Source organism: Paenibacillus sp. FSL P4-0113, assembly GCF_038009305.1.
Taxonomy (GTDB): Bacteria; Bacillota; Bacilli; order Paenibacillales; family Paenibacillaceae; genus Paenibacillus; species Paenibacillus polymyxa_D.
On sequence record NZ_JBBPAZ010000001.1, the window covers coordinates 3,617,501 to 3,635,530 of the forward strand.

General features: G+C 46.3%; 17 protein-coding genes, 2 rRNA genes and 1 riboswitch (1 of these 20 running past the window's edge). Of the genes, 17 read left to right on the plus strand and 2 right to left on the minus strand.

Translation table 11 applies throughout. The features are described from left to right. The 3 genes from MKX46_RS15545 to MKX46_RS15555 form a co-directional block, all read left to right on the plus strand. Positions 1-2,487, plus strand: a 23S ribosomal RNA gene (locus MKX46_RS15545) (it extends 442 nt beyond the left edge of the window). Positions 2,488-2,631: 144 nt separating this feature from the next. Further along, positions 2,632-2,748 (plus strand): 5S ribosomal RNA (gene rrf, locus MKX46_RS15550). 234 nt (positions 2,749-2,982) lie between these two features. After that, entirely contained in the window at positions 2,983-3,402 is a 420-nt protein-coding gene (locus tag MKX46_RS15555) for a hypothetical protein (RefSeq protein ID WP_013308104.1), read from the plus strand. A gap of 364 nt (positions 3,403-3,766) precedes the next feature. On the opposite strand, the gene MKX46_RS15560 is transcribed toward MKX46_RS15555, so the two are convergent. Continuing rightward, positions 3,767-4,294: a hypothetical protein gene (locus MKX46_RS15560; protein ID WP_029519392.1), complete on the minus strand. Its 528-nt coding sequence runs from the start codon at positions 4,292-4,294 to the stop codon at positions 3,767-3,769. A gap of 399 nt (positions 4,295-4,693) precedes the next feature. Between MKX46_RS15560 and MKX46_RS15565 the strand changes: the two genes are divergently transcribed. The 10 genes from MKX46_RS15565 (at position 4,694) to rsmI (ending at position 12,625) form a co-directional block, all read left to right on the plus strand. Continuing rightward, positions 4,694-4,879, plus strand: coding sequence for a sigma factor G inhibitor Gin (locus tag MKX46_RS15565; RefSeq protein ID WP_023986422.1), 186 nt, complete (start codon positions 4,694-4,696; stop codon positions 4,877-4,879). A gap of 143 nt (positions 4,880-5,022) precedes the next feature. Then, on the plus strand, positions 5,023-6,606 hold the full coding sequence (locus tag MKX46_RS15570; protein WP_341071446.1) for an aminotransferase class I/II-fold pyridoxal phosphate-dependent enzyme: 1,584 nt from the start codon (positions 5,023-5,025) through the stop codon (positions 6,604-6,606). Positions 6,607-6,709: 103 nt separating this feature from the next. Continuing rightward, entirely contained in the window at positions 6,710-7,357 is a 648-nt protein-coding gene (gene tmk / locus MKX46_RS15575) for a dTMP kinase (RefSeq protein WP_029519390.1), read from the plus strand. Between the two features lie 74 nt (positions 7,358-7,431). Next, positions 7,432-7,761 (plus strand): cyclic-di-AMP receptor, encoded by a 330-nt coding sequence (locus tag MKX46_RS15580; RefSeq protein WP_007427998.1) that lies wholly within the window; start codon positions 7,432-7,434, stop codon positions 7,759-7,761. 197 nt (positions 7,762-7,958) lie between these two features. Next, entirely contained in the window at positions 7,959-8,402 is a 444-nt protein-coding gene (locus tag MKX46_RS15585; RefSeq protein ID WP_013308108.1) for a YaaR family protein, read from the plus strand. Positions 8,403-8,563: 161 nt separating this feature from the next. After that, positions 8,564-9,559: a DNA polymerase III subunit delta' gene (holB, locus tag MKX46_RS15590; protein ID WP_023986424.1), complete on the plus strand. Its 996-nt coding sequence runs from the start codon at positions 8,564-8,566 to the stop codon at positions 9,557-9,559. A 138-nt stretch (positions 9,560-9,697) separates the two neighbouring features. Further along, a complete protein-coding gene (locus MKX46_RS15595; protein ID WP_013308110.1) occupies positions 9,698-10,498 on the plus strand; it encodes a PSP1 domain-containing protein in 801 nt (266 codons plus the stop codon). Positions 10,499-10,525: 27 nt separating this feature from the next. Then, entirely contained in the window at positions 10,526-10,900 is a 375-nt protein-coding gene (gene yabA / locus MKX46_RS15600; RefSeq protein WP_025722558.1) for a DNA replication initiation control protein YabA, read from the plus strand. A 91-nt stretch (positions 10,901-10,991) separates the two neighbouring features. After that, complete coding sequence (locus MKX46_RS15605; protein WP_341071447.1) at positions 10,992-11,747, plus strand: tRNA1(Val) (adenine(37)-N6)-methyltransferase; 756 nt, start codon at positions 10,992-10,994, stop codon at positions 11,745-11,747. After that, the gene (rsmI, locus tag MKX46_RS15610) at positions 11,744-12,625 is read left to right on the plus strand and encodes a 16S rRNA (cytidine(1402)-2'-O)-methyltransferase (RefSeq protein ID WP_029519388.1); all 882 of its coding nucleotides are present in this window, start codon (positions 11,744-11,746) and stop codon (positions 12,623-12,625) included. Before MKX46_RS15605 ends, rsmI begins: the two co-directional genes overlap by 4 nt. Before the next feature lie 124 nt (positions 12,626-12,749). Here rsmI and MKX46_RS15615 read toward each other — a convergent pair whose 3' ends face one another. Continuing rightward, positions 12,750-13,004 (minus strand): AbrB/MazE/SpoVT family DNA-binding domain-containing protein, encoded by a 255-nt coding sequence (locus MKX46_RS15615; protein WP_007428005.1) that lies wholly within the window; start codon positions 13,002-13,004, stop codon positions 12,750-12,752. Positions 13,005-13,335: 331 nt separating this feature from the next. Between MKX46_RS15615 and MKX46_RS15620 the strand changes: the two genes are divergently transcribed. From MKX46_RS15620 to rnmV, 4 genes are all read left to right on the plus strand, one after another. Continuing rightward, positions 13,336-14,619: an HD domain-containing protein gene (locus MKX46_RS15620; RefSeq protein WP_341071448.1), complete on the plus strand. Its 1,284-nt coding sequence runs from the start codon at positions 13,336-13,338 to the stop codon at positions 14,617-14,619. A gap of 42 nt (positions 14,620-14,661) precedes the next feature. Next, a complete protein-coding gene (locus tag MKX46_RS15625) occupies positions 14,662-15,432 on the plus strand; it encodes a TatD family hydrolase (RefSeq protein ID WP_341071449.1) in 771 nt (256 codons plus the stop codon). A 201-nt stretch (positions 15,433-15,633) separates the two neighbouring features. After that, positions 15,634-15,916, plus strand: a riboswitch (cyclic di-AMP (ydaO/yuaA leader). Between the two features lie 271 nt (positions 15,917-16,187). Continuing rightward, complete coding sequence (locus tag MKX46_RS15630) at positions 16,188-17,336, plus strand: 3D domain-containing protein (RefSeq protein ID WP_029519383.1); 1,149 nt, start codon at positions 16,188-16,190, stop codon at positions 17,334-17,336. 146 nt (positions 17,337-17,482) lie between these two features. After that, on the plus strand, positions 17,483-18,028 hold the full coding sequence (gene rnmV / locus MKX46_RS15635; protein WP_013308117.1) for a ribonuclease M5: 546 nt from the start codon (positions 17,483-17,485) through the stop codon (positions 18,026-18,028). Positions 18,029-18,030: the final 2 nt, after the last annotated feature.

Below are 18,030 nucleotides of genomic sequence, written 5' to 3' on the forward strand. Positions count from 1 at the left end.
CGTATGAATCCGGCAGGACCATCTGCCAAGGCTAAATACTCCCTGGCGACCGATAGTGAAGCAGTACCGTGAGGGAAAGGTGAAAAGCACCCCGGAAGGGGAGTGAAATAGATCCTGAAACCGTGTGCTTACAAGAAGTCAGAGCCCGATCTATGGGTGATGGCGTGCCTTTTGTAGAATGAACCGGCGAGTTACGTTCCCGTGCAAGGTTAAGGTGAAGAGCTGAAGCCGCAGCGAAAGCGAGTCTGAATAGGGCGACTTGAGTACGTGGACGTAGACCCGAAACCGGGTGATCTACCCCTGTCCAGGGTGAAGGTGCGGTAACACGCACTGGAGGCCCGAACCCACGCATGTTGAAAAATGCGGGGATGAGGTGGGGGTAGCGGAGAAATTCCAATCGAACCCGGAGATAGCTGGTTCTCCCCGAAATAGCTTTAGGGCTAGCCTCGGAAAGAAGAATCGTGGAGGTAGAGCACTGATTGGGTGCGGGGCCCGCAAGGGTTACCAAGCTCAGTCAAACTCCGAATGCCATAGATTTAGTTCCGGGAGTCAGACAGTGAGTGCTAAGATCCATTGTCGAAAGGGAAACAGCCCAGACCATCAGCTAAGGTCCCCAAGTGTGTGTTAAGTGGGAAAGGATGTGGAGTTGCACAGACAACCAGGATGTTGGCTTAGAAGCAGCCACCATTGAAAGAGTGCGTAATAGCTCACTGGTCGAGTGACTCTGCGCCGAAAATGTAACGGGGCTAAACACACCACCGAAGCTATGGCTTGATGCTTGCATCAGGGGTAGGGGAGCGTTGAATGCGGGTTGAAGGTGTACCGTAAGGAGCGCTGGACTGCATTCAAGTGAGAATGCCGGTATGAGTAACGAAAAGATCTGTGAGAATCAGATCCGCCGAAAGCCTAAGGGTTCCTGAGGAAGGTTCGTCCGCTCAGGGTAAGTCGGGACCTAAGGCGAGGCCGATAGGCGTAGTCGAAGGACAACAGGTCGAAATTCCTGTACCACCGTAATCCGTTATGAGCGATGGGGTGACGCAGTAGGGTAGTGACGCGGACTGATGGATGTCCGTCTAAGCAGTGAGGCTGATGTGTAGGCAAATCCGCACATCGTTAAGGCTGGGCTGTGATGGGGAGCGAAAATTATAGTAGCGAAGGTCATGATCTCAGACTGCCAAGAAAAGCCTCTAGCCAGGAGAAGGTGCCCGTACCGCAAACCGACACAGGTAGGCGAGAAGAGAATTCTAAGGCGCGCGGAAGAACTCTCGTTAAGGAACTCGGCAAAATGACCCCGTAACTTCGGGAGAAGGGGTGCCTCGGTAGGGTGAATAGCCCGAGGGGGCCGCAGTGAAAAGGCCCAAGCGACTGTTTAGCAAAAACACAGGTCTGTGCGAAGCCGCAAGGCGAAGTATACGGGCTGACGCCTGCCCGGTGCTGGAAGGTTAAGGGGAGTGGTAAGCTCGCAAGAGCGAAGCTATGAACCGAAGCCCCAGTAAACGGCGGCCGTAACTATAACGGTCCTAAGGTAGCGAAATTCCTTGTCAGGTAAATTCTGACCCGCACGAATGGCGTAACGACTTGGGCGCTGTCTCAACGAGAGATCCGGTGAAATTTTAATACCTGTGAAGATGCAGGTTACCCGCGACAAGACGGAAAGACCCCATGGAGCTTTACTGCAGCTTGATATTGAATTTGGGTACGATCTGTACAGGATAGGTGGGAGCCGTCGAACTTTGAGCGCCAGCTTGAAGGGAGGCATCCTTGGGATACCACCCTGATCGTATCTAGGTTCTAACTTGGTACCGTAAACCGGTGCGAGGACAGTGTCAGGTGGGCAGTTTGACTGGGGCGGTCGCCTCCTAAAGAGTAACGGAGGCGCCCCAAGGTTCCCTCAGAATGGTTGGAAATCATTCGAAGAGTGCAAAGGCAGAAGGGAGCTTGACTGCGAGACCTACAAGTCGAGCAGGGACGAAAGTCGGGCTTAGTGATCCGGTGGTACCGCATGGAAGGGCCATCGCTCAACGGATAAAAGCTACCCTGGGGATAACAGGCTTATCTCCCCCAAGAGTCCACATCGACGGGGAGGTTTGGCACCTCGATGTCGGCTCATCGCATCCTGGGGCTGAAGTAGGTCCCAAGGGTTGGGCTGTTCGCCCATTAAAGCGGTACGCGAGCTGGGTTCAGAACGTCGTGAGACAGTTCGGTCCCTATCTGTCGTGGGCGTAGGAAATTTGAGAGGAGCTGTCCTTAGTACGAGAGGACCGGGATGGACGTACCGCTGGTGTACCAGTTGTTCCGCCAGGAGCACCGCTGGGTAGCTATGTACGGAAGGGATAAGCGCTGAAAGCATCTAAGCGTGAAGCCCCCCTCAAGATGAGATTTCCCAGTATGTAAGACCCCTTGAAGACGACGAGGTAGATAGGTTGGGGGTGGAAGTGCAGTAATGCATGGAGCTGACCAATACTAATCGGTCGAGGGCTTATCCTAAGATAAAACGCAATGAGTTTCGGATCCAGTTTTCAGGGTGTAAGTTTTGTATTGTATAAGCACAAGTGGCTTATATGGAACAAGCGAACACACAGCATTTGGCGATGCTGATTCCTGAAAAAGAATTTACGATGTAAATTCATGTTTGGTGGCGATAGCGGAGGGGTTCCACACGTACCCATCCCGAACACGACCGTTAAGCCCTCCGGCGCCGATGGTACTTGGACCGCAGGGTCCTGGGAGAGTAGGACGTCGCCAAGCAACAGGTAAAGAGGACCATGATCTCAATGAGATCATGGTCCTCTTCTGCATATACGTATATTTTGGAAATATCCTTGCAAAAGGAAGGTAACATTTTTGTTACGGAATGTAAGAGTAAACCCTGTATAATATAGGTATTGAATCCCATACACACACGCTGCATTGTTGCAGAATTATGCAAACTCCATCATAGGATTTTTGTATAATCAATCAGGCTGGTAAGGAGGGAAGATCATGCGGCGAAATAAATGGCTTGCTCTATTGGTGCTATTCAGTGTCGCTGTCGCGATTCTTACCGGGTGCGTGGAAGAGGAGCCTTCTTGGACATCGTTTGAGGGTGCTGCTAACGAGAAGACGTTTCCGGTTCCCAAAGAAGCTAGTAAAACCGATCGGGCCAGCAGTAATTCGGACATGGACTATGTTCGCTATGCACTGCCAGCGTTGAAGGAAAGTGATAGTCTACCTGCTCCTTATCTAGAGGAGATTGCAGCTTGGGGCTGGACTGAGGAACCGAATCTATCGACCTCCAATCAGAAGGTGTTTCAGAAAAATAAACACATGGTGCATTTGTCTGTGCATGATGGTTCTTTTACTGTATTGGTTCCAAAAGACAGAAAGGCTGTTGTGAAGAGCAAAAGCGTGGATCTTAATTAGGAGTACGGTTTTCAACCGGTAAGCAGCATAGGACTTAATGTAGATCATATTTATAGTAAACTCATAGCGTATCGTATGCTGTGTATAATGATGAATGATGAGATTGGATGTGGGGAAGCACTCAGAACTGCCGTTGAGTAGGGAGTAGCTTCCTTTTATATATTTGCATGTTGAATAATCTTTCTACATTTAACGAGGATAAAGTTGAGGGAAAGTTTACTTGATAAGAGAATAAAGCGATTATGGTTGTTAAGTCGCAAAAAAAGGAGTAACCGATTGAGGTTGCTCCTTTTTGCTTCAGTCTAGATCGTTGTAGGTAGTTCAGATCCGAATTTTTTATCTGTACGGATATGAGTGGTTAGATTTACTGTTGATAATATGAGGCATCTTCATCGGTAAACTTCAACATGCCGTCTTTTCTCTCGCCCGTAAGCCGACTGAGGATGTATAGACGCGGTGCAATAAGCCATAGATGCCAGAAGAGTAAAGATACCGTAAAGGCTGGTGGAGACCAGAGAATGAATACGCCTGATAAGCAGATACCGATCCAGAGGGTATGTATGTGCACACGACGAAAGATGCTATAGCCTATGTACTGGTCTGTCATATAGCCTAGCCAGGGTAACTTACGGTGGAATGCCCAGCGTTTGCGGAAGGATGCTCCGCCACCGATGTATAGGACAGATCGTGAGATTACGAAGTGTACCCATAAGGTAAGGAAAAAGGCAAGAGCAAACAAAAACACGCTAGTCCAGGAAAAGGCAAGAAGCAGAAAGAGAAGCATAATAATAGGCAGTGAAATATGACTCCATACTAGTTGACGCGGTATACTGATTTTTTTAATGAGCTTGTAGTGATAGTAGGTAGCTTTGGTTCCGGTTTCCTCTGTCATGCGAACAGTCCTTTCATTAATCTACTGCATCACAAGTGGCTTCCCGTCCACAGCCGGAAAAAGGGACGGTACTTCGCTCATGCCGCTTTAAATAAGCATTTAATCGTTTTTGTAGAAATACAGAATGATCGACATCCAGTGTTAGCTAGCCTACTCTATAATTACTGGAAAAGCTATCACTGATGAAGTGTTCAAGGCTCCGATGAAAGGGTATCCATACATAAGAGCTTTTCTTATTATATCGGCATAGACGGCTGTTTTTTAAACATACGGGGTACAAACACCATAATGACCCAGGAGGAATATATATAGAGTATATCGTCAAACTGAGCTATGAAAAGGTTTAAAATAGTAGAAAGTGCCCCATACTAATAGTAAAAGAAACAAGGTGGGATGGATATGCATGATCAAGGCGGCCACCGCTGTATTATATGCGGACAGCACAAGCATGAAGGCATTTTTATCGTTTCCGAGTTTATCTGTGATACGTGTGAAGCTGAAATGGTACACACGGATGCAACTGATGCCAAATATCATTTTTTTATTGATCAACTAAAGCAAATCTGGGTACAGAAAAATGCATAATATCCTTTGCTAATTAGTCTTTGAAGGATTGGCATTCAAGGTCTGTCGATACGGGCCTTTTTTTCTGTGAGTAAAAGTAGGATTCCGCTTGATTTTACGATAAAATAAGGTAGATATAAAGCTTTGTTTGGAAGGATTGCAGAATGATGGGGAAAAAGGCGGTACACGCACCATTAATGGAAGCCCTAATACGTTACCGGACTCAGGGCAATGCTTCTTTCCATGTGCCCGGTCATAAAAATGGACAAGTATATGAGCATGAAAATATTGCATCTCTGTTGCAAGAAGTGATGTCTATTGATGCGACAGAAATTACTGGACTGGATGATTTGCATCACCCAGAAGATGTGATTCGTGAAGGGCAAGAGCTGGCTGCAAAGTGTTTTGGTGCTGAAGAGAGCTTTTGGCTAATTGGAGGAAGCACGGTCGGTAATTTGGCTATGATTTTAACTGTATGTACGGAGCCGGGAGATCTACTGCTGGTACAGAGAAATGTACACAAATCTGTCCTGAACGGTCTCATGCTGTCAGGGGCTAATGCGGTATTCCTGGATCCGGAAATAGATACACTGAGCGGATTGGCGGTTGCCCCAACGACGGATACAATAAAGGCTGCACTGAAGACATATCCTTCGGCAAAAGGGGTGTTACTTACACTACCTAATTACTATGGGATGGGACATGACCTAACGGCAACGGCTAAGGTCTGTCATGCAGCCCATGTGCCGCTATTGGTAGATGAGGCCCACGGTGCCCATTATGGGCTGCATCCTCGTTTGCCAGCCTCTGCGCTATCCTGCGGGGCTGATGTAGTCGTCCAATCGACACATAAAATGCTCCCAGCCATGACCATGGGGGCCATGTTACATGTGCAGGGAAAGAGAATTCATCGGGAACTACTTCGTCAGCGACTGGCGATGGTGCAAAGCTCTAGCCCTTCTTATCCGTTAATGGCTTCATTGGATTTGGCAAGATGGTATATAGAGGCGTATGGAGCAGATGCTTTTACCATGGGCTTAGCGGCAGTAGATGCTTTTAGAAAGGGCCTGGAGCAGCTCCCGCGCTTTCGCTTGTTAGAATCTACACAGCAGGCACTAGAGGGGGAATACGCTCACAGGGGAACCTCTGAGGTCCTAGAAAGGGCTGAGGAGGGAATAAGCAGATATTCAACCCAGGATCCCTTTAAATTGGTGCTGTATGATACATGGGGTATACTGGATGGATTTGAACTCAAGCACGAATTGGAGACTTACGGATGTGTTCCAGAGATGAGCGACGAAAAACATGTTGTTTTATTGTTTACGTTAGGCTCTACGGCTAAGGATGCGAGTCACCTGTTGCAGGCTCTTGTGCATATAAATAATGATATAAGATTTAAGGAGACGGCTGGTGAGCCGGGGCCAACGGAAAAAGAGCAGCAAAGACTCGAATTAGATTTTTCCACGTGGAACAATGATAGAATGAAGGGGTACTCTTTTCCGGTGCCGTTTGGGCTTCGACCGATTAGCCCCGATCAGATGGAGACGGTGCCTGTAGAGGAATGCGCTGGCAGGGTAGCGGCCGAAATGATTATCCCGTATCCTCCAGGTATTCCACTGCTATATGCAGGAGAAACGATCACAGAAGCGATTGCACTGCGGATGGGTCGTCTACGTAAGCTGGGAGCCAAATGGCACGGGGTAGCAGATGAAAGTATGCTTACAATTCGGGTATTCCGTTTACAATAAAGATTAGATACTAGAGACTTAACAAATACAGAAGACTGAATAAAAGAAGCATACGTAGCCTGTGGGTGACTTTTATTTTTCAGACAGGAAAGCAGGGAATAACATGAATCGCAAAGGCATTTTTATTACACTGGAGGGGGGAGACGGCTCCGGTAAAACAACTATGATTCAACGGCTGGCGAAGTTTATGGAGGAAGAAGGCTATCCAGTCATCACGACAAGGGAGCCGGGTGGCATCGAAATTTCCGAAAAGATTCGTTCTATCATTTTGGACCCTGCTCATACCAGTATGGATGCTCGAACAGAGGCACTTTTATACGCGGCGGCACGGCGTCAGCATTTGGTGGAGAAGGTAAAGCCGGCTATTGAACAGGGAGCTATCGTATTATGTGATCGTTTTGTGGATAGTAGCTTAGTCTATCAAGGATTTGCAAGAGGAATCGGAATTGAAGAGGTAGCTTCAATTAATCGCTTTGCGGTAGATGATTGGGAGCCGGATGTCACATTTTATCTGGATATTGAGCCCGAACTGGGATTGGCAAGAATTAGTGCGTCACGAGGAGCAGAAATGGACCGCCTCGACATGGAGAGTATATCGTTTCACCATAAGGTGCGAGAGGCATATTTGGAGTTGGCTCGCAAATTTCCGGAGCGAATTACAATTGTTGATGCATCTCCGGCGCCAGAGCAGGTGGAGCAAGTATTGAAGGATTTGCTGAAAACACGGTTTGCTCAGAATTTTAGCATATAATTGTCGAAGGATATACGGTAAAATTGAGCTAGGGACAAGGTTGTCTCTAATATGACTTGAAGGAGGAATACAGGATGAAGCTGATTATTGCGATTGTACAGGATAAGGACAGTAATAGATTATCCAGCGGACTGGTGAAAGCTAATTTCCGTGCTACCAAATTGGCGAGCACAGGAGGATTTCTGCGTGCAGGTAATACGACATTTATGATCGGTGTTGATGACAATCAGGTGGACTCATTAATGAACGTCATTCGCAGCAGTTGCAAGGTTCGTGAACAGCTGGTCACACCCGTTACCCCTATGAGCGGGACGACGGACTCCTATTTACCGTTGCCTGTTGAAGTGCAGGTGGGTGGAGCGACGGTATTCGTGATGCCTGTAGACCGTTTCGAGCATTTCTGAATCTACACAATAGGGCCTATTCTGCCGATATGATAGGGGAATCGCCTGTATCTTCCTGCATGATGGGAATGAGGGCAGATCTACTAAAACGGCAGCGCTACAGCGCAGTCCCCGGAAAGCCGAAGAAACCCTGAGTTCTAGGTTGAACTGTTCATGAAGGGGGAAAGTGGAAGCATCCGGGGAGAAAGCAGGTTTATATGAAAATAAATCCGGGCTATCGCCCTTTACAAAGTACATTGTCTACAAATGAAATGAGTGCAAAGCCAATTCAGCCCAAGAGCTTCTCCGACGTTATGCAGCAAAATGGTGAGCAAGCTTCGCAGGAGGAATTGAATCGGCGCTTTAAGGAAATACAAATGCAGGGAGATCGTCTTGCACGTTCAATGACGATTCGTGAGCTGAAGGCCTATAAGATGCTGGTTAAACGGTTTTTGGAAGATACCGTTCGGCGAGGCGTGTCCATGAAGGACACGAAGGGCTGGGATCGCCGGGGACGCAGCAAACGTTATAAGCTGATTGATGAAGTGGATGAGCTGTTGCTCAAAATGGCAGATGAACTGCTCGAAACCGAGCAAGGCAAGATTGAGCTTTTGCAAGGGGTCGGTGAGATCAGAGGATTGCTAATTAATCTCTCATTTTAATGCAGACTTATGTTATAAATGAATACAGACGGGCTATTGCCACGAAGAAATAATCTGCTTGCTGATCATGCTGGCAGATTATTTTTGACTATGTACATGCCTGGAAGAACAACGATTTGCCGATGGATCACAGTTGTTTTCAGTGGAGAAAGTGAGGAAATATGTCTTTTCAACATATAATGGGCCAGGATGTAGCCAAAAAAATGCTGCAAAGTGCACTACGGAATCATACGGTCAACCATGCCTATGTTTTTAGCGGGCCGCCGGGAAGCGGGCAGATGAACATGGCGCAGATCTTTGCTAAGGCTTTATTTTGTGAGCGACAGACGGACGATGCATGTGGGGAGTGTTTGTCATGCCGCAAGGTAGAGCACGGGAATCATCCAGATTTGCATATTGTAGAGCCGGATGGAGCTACGATTAAAATTGATCAGATTCGCGGGCTTCAACGTATATTTTCTTACAAATCTGAAAGCTCCAATCCGAAGGTATATATCATCCGACAGGCGGATACCATGACAGTGCAAGCTGCTAATAGCTTACTTAAATTTCTGGAGGAGCCCCAAATTCCAGTGGTCGGTATACTCATTTCTGAAAATGGACAGGCGTTGCTGCCTACGATTCAATCACGGACGCAGCAGGTTCCTTTCCACGCTTTACAGCCGGAGGTGATGATGCAGGCATTAATTGGGGAAGGCTATACGGCAGGGCTTGTCCGGTCGGTCGTTCATATTGCTTCAGGACTGGAATCATGTAGAGAAATTCTCCAGCAGAATTGGTTTGCAGAAATTAGAAACGTAGTGTTACAATTAGTGAAGGAGTCCATGAGTCGGGGGAGCTCGTCTATTATTCTGGCTCAACAGAAGATTTTTAAAACTGGACTTTCTGAACACCTGGATATTCTGTTTCATCTGTTTCATTTGTGGTTTAAGGATATGCTTCATTTCCGTTACGGAAGGCACGAAAGCATTGTTTTCATAGATCATTTGGAGTCCGTCTCCAAATTGGCAATCACCCGCAGCACGGAACAATGGGTCTCTTATATGGATTTGGCCGCGAATTGCAGGAAGAAGCTCCGTTTTCACGTCAACGGGCAGTTATGCGTGGAGCAGCTTCTGATTGGGTTGTCCGATACAAGCGGTTCTATCACCGGCTAACAGGAAGGCGCGCTTGTTCCACTCTGCACAATCCGCGACGCCAGGTTCCCGGTTTGTGCGACAGTGAGACTTCAATTGCGGCCATTCGTACAATGTCGGCTTCAAATGAGGTTTAGTGGCATACAAGGGGGTTAATTTTTGTATAGTGTAGTGGGTGTCCGTTTCAAGAAGGCGGGCAAGACTTATTATTTTGATCCGCTGGATCTTCCAGTGGAGAAAGAAAACTGTGTCATTGTAGAGACCGCGCGCGGTATTGAATATGGCAAGGTTGTAGTGGGCAAAAAAGAGGTAAATGATTCGGATGTTGTCCTGCCCTTAAAAAAAGTCATTCGTATTGCTGGGGATGATGACGCTCTTGTGGTAGAAGAGAATAAATTAGCGGCCAAGGATGCATTCGGCACGTGTTTAAATAAAATTAAAGACCATGGCCTTAAAATGAAATTGGTAGATGTAGAATTTACATTTGACCGCAATAAGATCATTTTTTATTTTACGGCAGAGGGTCGAGTAGATTTTCGAGAGCTTGTAAAGGACTTGGCCAGTATTTTTCGTACACGGATCGAGCTGCGGCAGATCGGCGTACGGGATGAGGCTAAAATGCTTGGCGGAATTGGACCTTGTGGACGTATTCTGTGTTGCTCCTCATGGCTGGGGGATTTTGAGCCGGTATCTATTAAGATGGCGAAGGATCAGAGTTTGTCGCTGAATCCGACGAAGATTTCCGGGTTGTGCGGGAGATTGATGTGCTGTCTCAAGTTTGAACATGATAACTACGAAAGTATGCGAGAAGAGCTACCTCAGGTGGGTAAGATGGTTATCACCTCTTTGGGGGAAGGTAAAGTCGTAGGTGTGAATGCAGGTCATCGCACGGTGCATGTTCAACTGTTTGAGATCAGTAAGGTCAAGGAACTTCCAATGGACGATGTAGTCGTCAAGTAAACCATTAGGTTGCTTCGGGGTGGAAACTTGGATAAATTAAATGTTTTTGCGCGTATTCACGAAATGGAAACCCAAATGGGACAGTTGCATAGCGATCTGGGTGAATTGAAACTGGCAGTTAAAGAGCTGCTGGAGGAAAATCAACGACTAACGATTGAAAACGAACAGGTGCGCAAGATGCTCAAACGTGAAACCTCTGGAGAAGAAAAGACGGCAAACAAGCCGAAGCTTCCTCCTCCGATCGTCATTAAGGATGAAGGGCAAACGGGTGAGGTCGTGGGCGAAGGCTACGACAATCTAGCAAGGCTGTATCATGAAGGATTTCATATATGCAACGTGTATTACGGACATTTGCGAACGGAAGGCGATTGCCTCTTCTGTCTGTCATTTTTGAATAAATAAAAACAAGCCGTAGGAGCAAGATGCCTACGGCTTTTTTTGTAGGGAAGTATGAGTGAAAAGCGACTTTGGTTATAAAAGATGGGAGAGCACTATGGAGGAAAAAGAAAAGAAGTCTGAACGAATTGATGATCTGCTTTCACATAATTTGCGCATTATCCAGAGTGATGAAGTATTCAGCTTCTCGATGGATGCGGTCTTGCTGGCACGTTTTGCTGGTATTCCGCAGCGTGGAAAGATTCTGGATCTGTGTACAGGCAATGGGGTTGTCCCCCTGCTGCTAACGACACGAACAAAAGCGTCTATTGAAGGAATTGAGATTCAACCACGCTTGGCAGATATGGCTAGACGCAGTGTCAGCTTGAATGGATTAGAAGCAGCAATTCAGATTCGGGAAGGGGACCTGCGTGAGCTGGTTCACATCACGGGACATGGTGTTTATGATGCGATTACCGTGAATCCCCCCTATATGCCGCTAAATGGTAGCGATATCAAGCTGAATCCTCACCAGGCAATTGCCCGTCATGAAGTGAACTGCACACTGGAAGAAGTCATTCAGGCATCCACCCGGCTTGTCCGTAATGGGGGAAAAGTATCCATGGTTCATCGCCCGCAGCGGCTGGGCGAGATTATAACCTTGATGCGTAAACATAGTTTGGAACCCAAAAGAATACGTTTTGTTCACCCACGAGTTCATATGGAAGCCAATATGGTACTGGTTGAAGCATTACGTGACGGTAAACCCGAGGTTCGTTTGTTGCCTCCGCTCATTGTATATCAGGAAAGTGGGAATTATACTCAGGAGATAAGAGATATCTATGGAGAAGTAAGCAAGGGGGATTCTGTGTGAAAGCAGCTGTACAAAAAAGCTTTAGTAACAGCGAAGAAGAACGGGGAAAGTTGTATCTTGTTGCAACACCCATTGGGAATCTGGAAGATATGACCTTTAGGGCAATTAACACCTTAAAGTCGTGTAGTATTATCGCTGCCGAAGATACGCGGCAGACACGTAAACTGCTCACTCATTTCGAAATCACACCGGATATGCTCTTTAGTTATCATGAACATAATAAGGTTGCCAGTGGGCCTGAACTGATACGTTACATAATAGAAGGGAAAAACTTGGCGCTGGTTAGCGATGCAGGTCTACCGGCCATTTCTGACCCTGGTTCGGATCTGGTCAAGCTGGCACTGGAAGCGGGAATTAGCGTCATCCCCATCCCAGGAGCGAATGCGGCACTATCTGCTTTAATTGCCTCAGGACTGGATACAGAAAGGTTCACCTTCGCTGGTTTTCCACCACGGGAGAAAAAGGACCTGGAGAAGCTGTTGCTATCGTTTCAGGTATCTCACGGCACAATTATTTTTTATGAATCGCCTCATCGTATTGTGAAGACATTGATGGTGTTGAAGGAAACATTAGGTTCACGCAAAGTGGTGCTTGCGCGTGAGCTGACCAAGCTGCATGAGGAATGGGTACGAGGAACCGTGGAGCAATGCCTTGCTAAACTAGAGGAAAATCCACCGATTGGTGAGTATTGTCTAGTGGTTGAAGGAAAAGACGAAGAGGAAGAAGAACAGGAACGTCAGGCATGGTGGCAGTCCTTATCTTTGGAGTCCCACGTCGCACATTACGAGCAAGAGGGACTTACACGCAAGGACGCAATGAAGCGTACAGCCACAGATCGTGCAATCTCCAAGAGAGATGTTTACAACGCACTCTTATGAATATCTGCCTAAACAAAAAAGGGCCTTCCAACGGTTGGGTTCAAACCGTGGAAGGCAACAAGGAGTGTATATGAAAAAGGTTAGAATTAACAATATCTGATAAGTCTATTATATACTAAAATTCTCAGTTTGTCACAGGTGTTGGGATTTCAGAAATGCAATCTTGGCAAACAATTTTCCCTTTGAAGTAAATTACGTTCTCAGCATTACCGCAGAAGATACAAGCAGGCTCGTATTTTTTAAGCATGATGCGTTCGCCATCAACATAAATTTCCAACGCGTCTTTTTCCCCGATTCCCAGGGTACGGCGCAATTCGATTGGAATAACAACACGTCCGAGCTCGTCGACTTTTCTTACAATACCAGTGGATTTCATCATAATAAATCAGGCTCCTCTCGCCGTTTAAAATAATATAAGTGTCATGATTCGACAAAATTTTCTCTTTTCTGATATTTACTATACCAACGATTCCCAAAACAGTCAACCTAAAAAATGTAGTAACAGTCTGATTATGCAAAAGTATTTAGATTAAAGAGCTTTACTCATGTGCATTGCCTTATCTTATTGATGATTTATTCAATTTGTCGATTTGGAAATGTCGAAAAACTATAATTCGACATATTACGACAAAGAATGTCGAATGAGGGAAATGCTTTAGGATTTTATTGTATTTTAATCCATTATTCCGAATATTAAAGGAGCTGATATCTTGCACCAGCCACTCAGTGAAGAAAAAGTATTTAAAGACCCGGTACATAATTACATTCATGTTCAGGATACTGTGATATGGCGGTTGATCAACACGCCGGAGTTCCAACGTTTACGCCGCATACGGCAGTTAGGCACATCGTATCTTACGTTTCATGGAGCGGAGCATAGCCGTTTTTCACATTCATTGGGCGTATATGAGATTACGAGAAGTATTATTTCTCAATTTGAACGTGGAGATTTCCCAGATTGGCCGAAAGAGGAAAGGTTGGTTGCTCTGTGTGCAGCTCTATTGCATGATGTGGGGCATGGCCCATTTTCACATTCAATTGAGGAAGCCTTTCATATGAACCATGAGGATTGGACATGCCGCATTGTACTGGGAGACACGAAGATCAACGCCGTGCTACGGCAAGTCGACGAGAAGCTTCCACAAAAGGTGGCTGCAGTTATAGCCAAAACGTATGATAAGCCGATTGTTGTTAACTTGGTGACCAGTCCGCTAGATGCCGATCGTATGGATTATTTGTTGCGGGATGCTCATTCGACAGGTGTCAACTACGGCACGATTGATTTGGATCGTATTTTACGACTGTTGCGTCCTCATAATGGGAGAATTGTTGTGAAGGAATCAGGCATGCATGCAGTAGAGGATTATTTAATGTCACGCTATCAGATGTATTGGCAAATTTATTTTCATCCTGTAACACGCAGCTCGGAGATCCTTTTACGTAAAATTTTCAAGCGAGCAAAGGAATTGTTTAAAAACGGATATGAGTTTAGTTTTCTGCTGGACCCGCTGCCGGATCTGTTGAAAGGAGAGCTTACAGTAGAGCAATATCTAATGCTCGATGAGTCATTAATTCAGACCGTATTTAGCCAGTGGAAACGAGAAAAAGACGAAATTTTAAGTGATTTGAGCAGCCGCTTTATGGACCGTAGATTGTATAAATATGTAGAGATTGAAAATATGGATACAGATACCATTGACAGTATTCGGAAAGCTTTGGAAGAGGCTGGTTTGCACCCTGAATATGATTTTGAAATTGATTTTCCGACGGATCTTCCTTATGATGTGTTTCGGCAGGGTGGCTCGACGGACAACCAGATTTTACTGCTTGGACGTCAGGGCGAGGTGAGTGAAATTTCCGAAGTTTCGGAAATTGTGCGCTCCATAAGTGGTATCCACCGAGGAAAATATCATATGTATTTTCCCCAGAATAAATTGAACGCGGTAAAAGACAGGCTTCCTGCCGAAATAAGGAATTATTTTGTCAAAGAATAGACAACTATATAGAAATGTAAGTAAAAAAAGGAGATGTAAACCTTGGATTTATTCGACACTCATACTCACTTGGATGCGCCACAATTTGACGAAGATCGTGAAGAAGTTATAGCACGTGCTGTCGAATCAGGAGTAACGCGGATGATCAATATCGGATTTAATCGTGAGACCATTCCATCCACCATGAAATTGGCCGAGACGTATGATTTTATTTATGCGGCAGTTGGATGGCACCCACAGGATGCGATTACAATGCAAGAGGGCGATTTAGAATGGATTGCATCGTTATGTAGTCATAAGAAGGTCGTAGCCATCGGAGAGATCGGTCTGGATTATTATTGGGATACATCACCGAAGGATATTCAGCATCGGGTGTTTCGAAATCAAATTGGTCTGGCTCGTGAGCTCAAAATGCCCATTGTTATTCATAACCGGGATGCCCATGAAGATATTGTTAGGATTTTGCGTGAGGAAAAAGCGAGTGAGATTGGCGGAGTCATGCACTCCTTTTCTGGGAGCTGGGAGACAGCCCAAATGGTGCTGGATATGGGATTTCACCTTTCCTTCGGTGGTCCAATAACGTTTAAAAATGCCAAGCAGCCAAAAGAGGTGCTCGCACAGGTGCCACTGGACCGTCTGCTCATTGAAACGGACGCGCCCTACCTGACGCCGCATCCGTTTCGCGGGAAGCGAAATGAGTCTGCGCATGTGAGACTGGTAGCAGAGGCTGCAGCCCAAATCAAGGGGATTACAGTGGAGGAATTAGTGTCAATAACGACCCAAAATGCCTTGGAACGATTTGACATTCAATAAAAAAGCGAAGAAATCGATCAAAATAAAGAGATAGACGAAGCTAATCATGAATTTGTTGCAGGAAACTCGAGAATATTACAATATTTTAACCGAATATTTTGAAAAATGTACTTGAAACCTGCTTTACAACATGCATGGAAACAGGATATCATCTTTTCAGTGAATTGTTGTTTGAATGTAAACATCAACAAGTCATTTCATGAACCAGTCTCGCTGAGTCCCTTTTACAGGGAACGGGGGAACCGATATGGCTTACAGTACGTCCGGCTTATGTGCAAGAAGGGAACGTCTCTTCCGCCAGCCGGCTCGACCTAAATTCTTTTCCCAGATGGGATTGAACAGGTAGAGGAGCCGTATTTCGATTTCTTTCTGGGTCTTCGGGGTGAATGTGAAGGCGACCGCCATGAGCGGTTGACCCAAGCTAGGGCGACTCTCTACGTCCGAACCCGACAGCTAACCCCGTAAGCGTAACAAGAGAGAAGCCATCTCGTGCATGAGTTTTCCCGCATATTCACACATGCCGGAAGCCACGAAAGAGCTCTCTAGTCTCTTTCTTTGGCTTTTTTTGTTGTGAATAAAAGAAAATCTGTCATCATACTGTGGTTAAACAGGGGAGGACAGCATGCCGCGAAGACGGGTACATGGTGCAGGACAGTCGCAGTTTGGGCTTGTCTTGTAGAAAATCTGTTATAGTCACGTCAAATCTCAACTATGTCTTACTCCAGACGGCGGGCTATGTAAGGAGGACGGAGGAAATGGGCATTTTCCAAAAAGAGGAGACCCATGAGTCACGCTCATCCAGCATGTCTTACGTATTGCGTTGGAAGCAAGAGAATGTGCGCCAGGCTGCTTTGGTTGCTATTTTTCTAATCGCGCTAACGATTATGATTTCAATTCTGATGTACACGCAATCTAAAAAACAAGTCTTTTTTGTCATTGATGGCAAGGCATCTGCGGTAGAAACCCGGGAATCCAAGCTTCAAGATTTGCTGAGCGAGCATTCCATTTCACTTCAGCCGCATGATACAATTTCTATGCCGCTAAATGGAGCAGTACAGGATGGGGACCGCGTAGTCATTAAACGTGCCAATCAAGTTAAAGTATCTTCAGGCAATGAGACGAAAAAGCTGTACACAACAGAAAATACAGTAGAAGGTGCCATTCGTACCTCGGGCTATAAATTATCGTCAACGGATAAAGTTTATCCTGCGTTGGATGCCTCTGTTTCGTCTAACATGGACATAAAAATCGTCCGTGTGAAGAAACAGCAGGTCGAACAGAAAAAACAGGTGCCTTATCAGGTCATCAAAACGGCCGATCCAAGTCTTTATAAAGGCGATAATCGGGTCATTCAAAGCGGCAAATCGGGTGTGGTAGTCCAGCACGTTCAAAAGGTATATCATGATGGAAAGTTGGTATCCAAACAGCTGGTTAACAAGGAAGTTGCACAGAACCGTGTGGATAAGGTTATTGCGGTAGGAACGAAGAAAAAGCCGGTCGTTCTTGCTGCTTCCGTCGGTCCCAATGATGCGGTTAAGACAACAACGGTTAGTTCGGGCAGTGCTGTCCGTAAAGCAGGCGTCAATTTTAAATATAGCAAAGTTTTACAAAATGTCTCCATGACGGCGTATTCCTCACAGGAGCCAGGTATCGGTACACGTACTGCATCCGGCACGCGCGTGACGGAAGGTCGTACCATCGCTGTCGATCCGAGTATAATTCCAATCGGCTGGTGGGTGTATATCGAAGGGGTGGGCTTCCGCCGTGCGGAGGATACCGGTGGCGCGATTAAAGGCCACAAAATCGATGTGTATTATGAGAGTTTGAGCCGAGCCAACCAATTTGGTCGTAAGCACGGTAAAACCGTATATGTTATCGGACCGGTAAAGCCTGAAATCAACTAAAACAGGTTGTGTATGTTGAGGGCAATGCGATAGTATTAACAACATAGTTATGCCATGCTAAGAAGAGGATATCCTCTTCTTATTTTGTTTTCAAAAGCAGGGAAAGATAAATATAGCTTGCTGTGTAGCAGTGGAGGGAAATGCAAATGATCAAGGAAGTGATCGTGGTAGAGGGCCGGGATGATACGGTGGCCATTCGCCGCGCTGTTGAAGCGGATACGATAGAAACTGGCGGCTCAGCCATTAATAAAATGACGCTGCGTAAAATTGCATTGGCGCAGGAGCGGCGGGGGGTCATCATTTTAACCGATCCCGATCATGCAGGGGAGCGCATCCGTAAGATTATCGCTTCCAAGGTACCCGGCTGCAAGCAGGCCTTTATACCCGAGGCAGAAGCGACGCGCAAAGGAGATATTGGTGTGGAGAATGCCTCACCGGAAGCGATCAGACACGCTCTCGCACGGGTTCATACGACAGTAGAAGGCGCCGACCCGCTGATTGAGTGGGCGGACCTGATTGATGCTGGACTTATCACCCACCCCAATGCTGCTGCACGCCGTATGGCCTTAGGGAATGTGCTGGGTATTGGTTATTGTAACGGAAAGCAGCTACATAAACGGCTCTCTGTATTTCAGATCAGCCGCGAGGAATTTGCCGGAGCGCTGGCACAAATTGAAAGTGAAGGATTGTGATA

Excerpts from the sequence above, each read along its gene's own strand:
- MKX46_RS15555 (WP_013308104.1), top strand. The coding sequence starts at position 2,983 with ATGCGGCGAAATAAATGGCTTGCTCTATTGGTGCTATTCAGTGTCGCT.
- MKX46_RS15560 (WP_029519392.1), bottom strand. The coding sequence starts at position 4,294 with ATGACAGAGGAAACCGGAACCAAAGCTACCTACTATCACTACAAGCTC.
- MKX46_RS15565 (WP_023986422.1), top strand. The coding sequence starts at position 4,694 with ATGCATGATCAAGGCGGCCACCGCTGTATTATATGCGGACAGCACAAG.
- MKX46_RS15570 (WP_341071446.1), top strand. The coding sequence starts at position 5,023 with ATGATGGGGAAAAAGGCGGTACACGCACCATTAATGGAAGCCCTAATA.
- tmk (WP_029519390.1), top strand. The coding sequence starts at position 6,710 with ATGAATCGCAAAGGCATTTTTATTACACTGGAGGGGGGAGACGGCTCC.
- MKX46_RS15580 (WP_007427998.1), top strand. The coding sequence starts at position 7,432 with ATGAAGCTGATTATTGCGATTGTACAGGATAAGGACAGTAATAGATTA.
- MKX46_RS15585 (WP_013308108.1), top strand. The coding sequence starts at position 7,959 with ATGAAAATAAATCCGGGCTATCGCCCTTTACAAAGTACATTGTCTACA.
- holB (WP_023986424.1), top strand. The coding sequence starts at position 8,564 with ATGTCTTTTCAACATATAATGGGCCAGGATGTAGCCAAAAAAATGCTG.
- MKX46_RS15605 (WP_341071447.1), top strand. The coding sequence starts at position 10,992 with ATGGAGGAAAAAGAAAAGAAGTCTGAACGAATTGATGATCTGCTTTCA.
- MKX46_RS15615 (WP_007428005.1), bottom strand. The coding sequence starts at position 13,004 with ATGATGAAATCCACTGGTATTGTAAGAAAAGTCGACGAGCTCGGACGT.
- MKX46_RS15630 (WP_029519383.1), top strand. The coding sequence starts at position 16,188 with ATGGGCATTTTCCAAAAAGAGGAGACCCATGAGTCACGCTCATCCAGC.
- rnmV (WP_013308117.1), top strand. The coding sequence starts at position 17,483 with ATGATCAAGGAAGTGATCGTGGTAGAGGGCCGGGATGATACGGTGGCC.